Annotated in this window: 11 protein-coding genes; 6 read left to right on the forward strand and 5 right to left on the reverse strand. The window is 63.2% G+C overall.

The genetic code is table 11. The features are described from left to right. The first annotated feature begins 1 nt into the window (after window position 1). Genes ddpC through ACZYR5_RS28980 form a run of 3 tightly spaced genes read left to right on the forward strand, consistent with a single transcriptional unit; the run spans window position 2 to window position 2,855 of the window. Window positions 2-883 (forward strand): D,D-dipeptide ABC transporter permease, encoded by an 882-nt coding sequence (gene ddpC, locus ACZYR5_RS28970; RefSeq protein ID WP_489092657.1) that lies wholly within the window; start codon window positions 2-4, stop codon window positions 881-883. Beyond that, window positions 880-1,875, forward strand: coding sequence for an ABC transporter ATP-binding protein (locus ACZYR5_RS28975; RefSeq protein ID WP_489092656.1), 996 nt, complete (start codon window positions 880-882; stop codon window positions 1,873-1,875). Before ddpC ends, ACZYR5_RS28975 begins: the two co-directional genes overlap by 4 nt. Beyond that, entirely contained in the window at window positions 1,875-2,855 is a 981-nt protein-coding gene (locus ACZYR5_RS28980) for an ABC transporter ATP-binding protein (RefSeq protein WP_489092655.1), read from the forward strand. Before ACZYR5_RS28975 ends, ACZYR5_RS28980 begins: the two co-directional genes overlap by 1 nt. Before the next feature lie 48 nt (window positions 2,856-2,903). Here the strand turns inward: ACZYR5_RS28980 and ACZYR5_RS28985 are convergent, their stop codons facing one another. The 3 genes from ACZYR5_RS28985 to ACZYR5_RS28995 form a co-directional block, all read right to left on the reverse strand. After that, on the reverse strand, window positions 2,904-3,254 hold the full coding sequence (locus ACZYR5_RS28985) for a BON domain-containing protein (RefSeq protein ID WP_489092654.1): 351 nt from the start codon (window positions 3,252-3,254) through the stop codon (window positions 2,904-2,906). Between the two features lie 105 nt (window positions 3,255-3,359). Further along, the gene (locus tag ACZYR5_RS28990; protein ID WP_489092653.1) at window positions 3,360-3,839 is read right to left on the reverse strand and encodes a VOC family protein; all 480 of its coding nucleotides are present in this window, start codon (window positions 3,837-3,839) and stop codon (window positions 3,360-3,362) included. 58 nt (window positions 3,840-3,897) lie between these two features. Next, window positions 3,898-4,302: a hypothetical protein gene (locus tag ACZYR5_RS28995; RefSeq protein ID WP_489092652.1), complete on the reverse strand. Its 405-nt coding sequence runs from the start codon at window positions 4,300-4,302 to the stop codon at window positions 3,898-3,900. A 179-nt stretch (window positions 4,303-4,481) separates the two neighbouring features. Between ACZYR5_RS28995 and ACZYR5_RS29000 the strand changes: the two genes are divergently transcribed. From ACZYR5_RS29000 to ACZYR5_RS29010, 3 genes are read left to right on the forward strand one after another with little or no spacing between them, the layout of a single operon-like run. Then, the gene (locus tag ACZYR5_RS29000) at window positions 4,482-5,015 is read left to right on the forward strand and encodes a P-loop NTPase family protein (RefSeq protein ID WP_489092651.1); all 534 of its coding nucleotides are present in this window, start codon (window positions 4,482-4,484) and stop codon (window positions 5,013-5,015) included. Continuing rightward, a complete protein-coding gene (locus ACZYR5_RS29005) occupies window positions 5,012-5,524 on the forward strand; it encodes a GNAT family N-acetyltransferase (RefSeq protein WP_489092650.1) in 513 nt (170 codons plus the stop codon). Before ACZYR5_RS29000 ends, ACZYR5_RS29005 begins: the two co-directional genes overlap by 4 nt. After that, window positions 5,525-6,010 (forward strand): HIT family protein, encoded by a 486-nt coding sequence (locus tag ACZYR5_RS29010; RefSeq protein ID WP_489092649.1) that lies wholly within the window; start codon window positions 5,525-5,527, stop codon window positions 6,008-6,010. 212 nt (window positions 6,011-6,222) lie between these two features. On the opposite strand, the gene ACZYR5_RS29015 is transcribed toward ACZYR5_RS29010, so the two are convergent. Beyond that, window positions 6,223-6,831, reverse strand: a complete 609-nt coding sequence (locus tag ACZYR5_RS29015; RefSeq protein ID WP_489092648.1) for a hypothetical protein — start codon at window positions 6,829-6,831, stop codon at window positions 6,223-6,225. Then, on the reverse strand, window positions 6,828-7,192 hold a 365-nt coding region (locus tag ACZYR5_RS29020; protein WP_489092179.1), incomplete at its 5' end, for a DUF2515 family protein. The genes ACZYR5_RS29020 and ACZYR5_RS29015, both read right to left, overlap by 4 nt.

Below are 7,192 nucleotides of genomic sequence, written 5' to 3' on the forward strand. Positions count from 1 at the left end.
AATGTCCGCTACCCTGACGGCCGCACAAGGCCCGCGCTGGAGCGCAAAACTCGCCTACCTGGGCTACCGGGTCCGACGCAGCCCGCTGACCATGGCTGGCCTGGCGATTACCTTTATCGTCCTGCTGTGCATGATCTTCGCCCCATGGCTCGCCAGCCACGATCCGAACGCGCTGAACCTCGCCGAACGCCTGGCCCCGCCATCGGCGGAACACTGGTTCGGCACCGACGAAGTCGGCCGCGACCTGTTCAGCCGGGTGCTGTACGGCAGCCAGCAATCGGTGGGCGTCGGTCTGTTCGTGGCCTTCGCCTCGTGCCTGATCGGTGGGCTGCTGGGCTGTTTTTCCGGGGTCATTGGCGGGCGCTTCGACGCCCTGACCATGCGCCTGATGGACATCATGCTGTCGGTACCGTCGCTGGTGCTGATCATGGCCCTGGCCGCCGCGCTCGGGGCCAGCCTGTTCAACGCCATGCTGGCGATCACGCTGGTGCGAATCCCGTCCTACGTGCGCCTGGCCCGCGGCCAGGCCCTGACCATTCGCCAGATGGGCTACGTCAAGGCCGCCGAAACCTTCGGTGCCGGCCGCTGGCACATGGTGCACTGGCACGTTGCGCGCAACGCGATGCCGCCCTTGCTGGTGCAATTGAGCCTGGATATCGGCAGCGCCATCCTCATGGCCTCGGCCCTGGGTTTCATCGGCCTTGGCGCGCAACAGCCCACCGCCGAATGGGGCGCGATGGTCGCCACCGGGCGCAATTACATCCTCGATAACTGGTGGTATTCGACCTTCCCCGGCCTGGCGATTCTGATCACCGCCACCGGGTTCAACCTGCTGGGCGATGGCGTGCGCGATCTGCTCGACCCACGGCAACAGGGGAAATGACCATGCCAACCTCCAATGCAGTATTGGCCATCGACAACCTGAGCCTGGAGTTCCCGGCCTACAGGAACAACGTCAAAGCCCTGAACGGCGTGTCGCTGCACGTCAATCCCGGGGAAATCGTCGGCGTGGTCGGCGAATCGGGCTCGGGCAAGTCGGTCACGGCGATGCTCAGCATGCGCCTGCTGCCCGAGCGCAGCTATCGCATCACCAGTGGCAGCCTGAGCATGCTCGACCGTGACATGCTCGCGGCGCCGGAGAAAGACTTGCTGCAGATCCGCGGCCGCGACGCGGCGATGATCTTCCAGGAACCCATGACCGCGCTGAACCCGACCCGACGCATCGGCCGGCAGATGCTGGACGTCATCGTCCATCACCAGAAAATCAGCCAGGCCGCAGCCCGGCTCAAGGCCATCGCCCTGCTGCGCGACATGCACATCGCCAGTCCCGAGCAGGTGCTGGACAGCTACCCTTTCGAGCTCTCGGGCGGCATGCGCCAGCGGGTGATGATCGCCCTGGCGTTCTCCTGCGAACCGCAGTTGCTGATCGCCGACGAACCGACCACCGCGCTCGACGTCACGGTGCAGCGCCAGGTGCTGTTGCTGTTGCGTGAGAAGGCCCGGCAAAAAGGCACGGCGATCCTGCTGATCACCCACGACATGGCGCTGGTCTCACAGTTCTGCGACCGCGTTTATGTGATGTACACCGGTGCCGTGGTCGAGCAAGGCAGTACGGCCGAAGTCATGGGCAATCCGCAGCATCCCTATACCCGGGGCCTGCTCAGCGGCCTGCCGGAAATGGTCGAACCCGGCCAGGCGCTGATGACCATTCCCGGACAAGTACCGAACCTTGCCAGCCTGCCTGCCGGCTGCACCTTTGCCGAACGCTGCGCCCAGCGCATGCCGATGTGCGCCACACGACCAACTCTCAACCCGGTCAATGGCAACGAGCAGCGCAAAAGTGCCTGCTGGTTGCCGGTCAAGGAGCTTTGCTGATGAACAGTGCGCTGATCCACGACGTGAGCGCCACCGCCCCGGAGATTCTGCGGCTCAGGGACGTGCGTGTACGCTTCCCGGTGAGCAATGACTGGCTGGGCCGGCCACGCGGCTACGCCCATGCAATCAATGGCATCGACCTGCAGGTGCGGGCCGGGGAAACCCTGGGCATCGTCGGTGAGTCCGGCTGCGGCAAAAGCACCCTGGCACAGTTGCTGATGGGCCTGGTGCCGCCGACCAGCGGTGAGTTGAACTGGACCGCCGGCCAGCATGGCCAGGGCAGCAGCAATATCCAGATTGTCTTCCAGGACCCGCAATCGTCCCTCGATCCGCGCCTGCCGATCTGGCGGATCATCACCGAACCCTTGTATGCCCGTGGTCACAAGTCGCGTGCCGAGATGCGCGAGGTCGCAGCCCGGGTCGCGTCACAGGTGGGTATCCGCCCGGAGTACCTGGATCGCTTCGCACACCAGTTTTCCGGTGGCCAGCGGCAACGGATTGCCATTGCCCGGGCACTGTCTTCGGACCCCGACATCATTGTCCTCGACGAGCCGACTTCGGCCCTGGATATCTCGGTGCAGGCGCAGATCCTCAACCTGCTGGCCGACCTGCAACGGGCGCGCAACCTGACCTACATCCTGATCTCCCACAACGTCTCGGTGGTCCGGCACATGGCCGACCGTGTCGCGGTGATGTACCTGGGACAGATCGTCGAACTGGGCAGCGCGGCCCAGGTGCTCGAACGGCCACAACACCCTTACACGCGGCTGTTGTTCGAAGCGGTGCCGCGCCTGGGAGTGCCGCTGCAGGACGAGCAGGTAGCCGCGCCCACGGAGCTGCCCGGCAACCGCCGCCTGCCTGCAGGGTGTTTTTTCCACGACCGCTGTGCCTTTCGGACAGCGGGCTGCGAGTTACCGCAAGCCTTGCTCGGCAGCGGGACGCAACAGGTCAGGTGCCATGTGCAGGCTCGGCCGCTCTGACCGCTCACCCCTGGCTCGGCACCCTGATGCCAAGCCAGGGGTTGGGGGTCAGTGATCGTCCTGCTTGCCCGACAACGGCGAGCGATACTCGCTGGCTTCCTCGGCATCGGGCGCCTGGGGCAGGTCGCCGGGATGGAACACGTGGGTCAGCAGGTCCCGGGCATCGACTGCCATGACGCCAGGGACGCCACGGGCCAGTTCGATGGCCCGCTCACATTGGCGATGGGTCATGACCCGGCCGCTCAAGGTCACCGTGCCGGCGTGGGTCTTGACGTGGATCTGCAGGCTCAGCGCCTTGTCGGCCATGGCCAGCGCCGACTTCACCCGGGTGGTGGTCCAGGTATCGTGGACCGCCATGCCCAGGTCCTGGGACAAATGCTGCAAGGTGTGGTTCTTCATGACAAAACCCTCTGTCGCTTGACCTGGCGTACTGAGAGTCAATGGGCTGTGGAGTACGCGCCACAGCGGTAACAACACTGGATAAGTATAGTCCTCGCGGACAACTCAGCCCTTGAGCGCGGCCTCGATGGTGGCGATGTCGATCTTGCTCATGGTCATCATCGCGTTGAAGGCGCGCTGGGCCGCCGCCGGGTCGGGATTGCTGATCGCCGCCATCAGCATCCGCGGGGTGATCTGCCACGACAGGCCCCATTTGTCCTTGCACCAGCCGCACTCGCTGGGCGCCCCGCCGTTGTCGATGATCGCATGCCACAGGCGGTCGGTCTCGGCCTGGTCGTCGGTCGCCACCTGGAACGAGAACGCCTCGCTGTGCTTGAACGCCGGCCCGCCGTTCAAGCCAATACAGGGAATGCCCATCACCGTGAATTCGACGGTCAGTACGTCGCCCTGCCTGCCCGAGGGGTAGTCCCCCGGCGCACGATACACAGTGCCCACCTTGCTGTCGGGGAAGTTCGCGGCGTAGAAGGTCGCGGCCTCCAGGGCCGCCGTGTCGTACCACAGGCAAATCGTGTTTTTGCTGGTCATCTCGAGGCTCCACGATGAAGGAATGACCCGTTCATTCTAGACCCTGTGCCCCGGCGCCCTAGAGCGTGATGGTGGTGGCCGGATAAAACAGCACATTGAGCACGAAAAGCGCGGCCCAGAAGCCGATCTCCAGGGTTTCGCTGAGCGGCTGGATGCGTTTCAGCGCGCCGTAGACGTGCACCACGAACATCAGGCTGAACACCACGAAGAGCATGTCGAAGGCGTAGCTGAAGCTGGTGCCGGTGGTGGCCGAGCGCAGCATGGCCGCTTCCACCACCAGGATGAACGCCCCCAGGCAGCGGCCGAAGTAGATCGCCAGGTGCCGGTGTTCGGGAATCGTCCAGCCCATCATCCGCGCCCAGGCCATCGGCGCGAGAAAGATCGGCAGGGCGAAGAACAGCGTGGTGACGATCATCAGGGTGGTGATGTAGTGCTGACTGTACTGGGCGTAAGCACCGAGCATGGCTGAACTCCTTTTCCGTGGGCGAGTCCGAAGCATTGCAGCCGGGTGAATCGGCGTCCAACGTTAACCGGGGATTCGCGACCAAAGAGAATGGGCCTGGGCCAGACGCACTACGACCCAAGTCGCAGGCGGTGGGGCAGATGCTTTAGACTCGCCGGTTTTGAGCAAGGGATCTGCTTATGCAACGCATCGTGATACTCGGCAACTCCGGCAGCGGCAAGTCCACCTTGGCCCGCGCCCTCGGCCAGCGCCTGGGTTTGCCGGTGGTGCATCTGGACCGATTGTTCTGGGAGCCCGACTGGGTCGAAGCCGACACCACGCTGTTTCGCCAACGGGTGCGCGAGGCCGTGGCCGGCGACGCCTGGGTCTGCGAAGGCAACTACTCGCGCAAGACTTTCGACCTGCGCCTGCCCACTGCCGACCTGATCATCTGGCTCGACACCCCGCGCCACACCTGCATACGCCGGGTGATCCTGCGCAGCGCGCTGAACCGGCCACGGGCGGATAAACCGGACGGTTGCAGCGAAAAACTAGACCGTGAATTCCTCAAGTTCCTGCACTACGTCTGGCACTTCGACCGCGTCACTCGTCCCGGCATCGAGGCGGTGCGCCTGGCGGTCGCGCCGCAGGTTCCGGTGGTCCACTTGCGCGATCGTGACGAGGTGGCCGGTTTCCTGCGCGACCTGGCCGCCGGCGTGGTGCTCAGCTCATGAAGGCCATCACCATTCGCACGCTGCAAGCTGATGACGTCAAGGCGCTGCTGGCGTTCGAGGTGCAGAACCGTGACTGGTTCGAACGTCATATCGATGCCCGTGGCTCGGACTTCTACTCGCTGCACGGGATCCGCGCGCATATCGCCGCCTACCTGGCCGGCTTCGCCGCCGGCACCTGGCACCCCTTTGTCATCGAGGACCCGCAAGGCAAAATCATCGGCCGGGCCAATCTGAAAGACATCGACCGCGCCGGATTTCGCGCCGAAGTCGGCTACCGGATCGCCGAGCACGCCTGTGGTCAGGGCCTGGCGACACGGGCGCTGGAGCACCTGATCGGGGTGGCGCGGTCGCAGTGGAAACTGCGGCAACTGCTGGCCAGCGTGTACGCCAGCAACCTCGGCTCGGCGAGAGTGCTGGAGCGCTGCGGGTTTCTGATCGAGGCGCTCGACCGCGAGGGCGGCAACCTGCACGATTATCGATTCGATCTGGTGCCGCAGAGGGCTGAATAAGTGCAGATTCCGGCTCGCTTCATCATTCATCAGACCGATCACTGGATCCTCAATCACCACATGGCGTCCGCGTTGCCCGGTTACCTGATGCTGGGTTCCAAGGCCCCTGCCCAATCGCTGAGCGACCTGCCCGCCGCCGCCCTGGCGGAACTGGGTGGCCTGCTCGCGCGGACCCAGGACGCGCTGGAAACCCGGCTCAAGCCGAAGTGGCTGTACATCAGTCGTTTTGGGCATGAGCCGGGGTATCCGATCCACTTTCATTTCATTCCGGTTTATGCCTGGGTGGAGGCACTGTTCTGGGACGACCCGCGCTATCGCCTGCTGCAGACGTTTGGCTCACTCGCCAACGGCCAGGCGCTGACCGATGGGGCGGAGTTGACGTTGTTTATCTGGCGCGAGTTCGGCGAAAGCCCGACGCCGCCGGCGGTTGAAGGGCCTTCGGTTGGGGAGGTTATCGAGGGGTTGCGGGGGGTGTTGGGGGGATAGCGGTTGGCTGGGCTCACTGAACTGTAGGAGCTGGCTTGCCAGCGAAGGGGCCATCAGCAACACCGCGTCAAGATGGTCGTACATAACCTCGTAAGGCTCGCCAATCACCAAAGCGATTTACTTTTCCGACTGTGCGTCGATCCACCAGACCGTCATCACGAGAAATGCCAAGCCCCAGGTCCATCGTTGCCCGGTCACAGGGCGACGAAACCTCACGGTTTCATCCAGGGTTTGGCAATACTCAAGGTAATCAGGTAACGATCCTCCGTAGGCCGCTTGTCATCCTTGAATCGACGCACCGACATCATCACCTGATATAGATCACCAGCCTGCCAATAGGTCGTACCCATGGGCCTGAGCCCGCTGAACCTGGCACGCCATTGTGGTGTGTCGGCGAGCGCAGGATATTGATCGGGGCGAGTGAGTACCCAACCGGCGTTGCGCCATTGTTCCTGCAAATCCAGCACGACTTTGAAAATGTCGTCGAGAAGCAGTGGCTCGATTTGAGGGGACATTCGGACGCTGCCAATTCGATCATTCTGGTAGATGATCGCGAAAAAACGTGCTGCTGGAGTTACAAAGCCAAACTTCGGATCGACGAAGCGCAGCCTGGCATCAGACTTAGGGATATTGAATGACACTTGCGCAGGGATGGCTGATGCAATGGATGCACTGGAACGCTGGCGCATGTCCTCGTACGGCTCGCCAATCACCAAAGCAATTTCCTTTTCCGACTGTGCGTCGATCCACCAGACCGTCATCACGAGAAATGCCAAGCCCCAGGCCCACCGTTGCCAACCAACAGGACGAAGCAGACTCATCGCACACCCCCGCCGGCGGAAATATCCCGGATCGCTTGCTCGATTCGGAAGCGATCACCGCCTTGCAGCAGTTGATGAAACTGGGCTGCCGCCCTGAGTACAAAAGCCATGCGCTGCTCGATATTGGACAGGTCGGCCAGTGGATTATTCCCGAAGCCGATGGTGCGCCCGTCATCGACGGCGACACACTGGCTGGCCAGGGTCAGCTCGATTGGTTGGGCCGCTCCGGGCAGCAGGTTGGTTACATAGGCCAGGTGATTGCCACGAAGCAGGGCAACCAATAACGGATCGCTATACATCGTTGGCTGCAAGATATTGACCTGTTCGTGTGTGGCAAGATGCTCAACACTCTCCGCAATTC

This window comes from Pseudomonas sp. F007 (genome assembly GCF_057814275.1).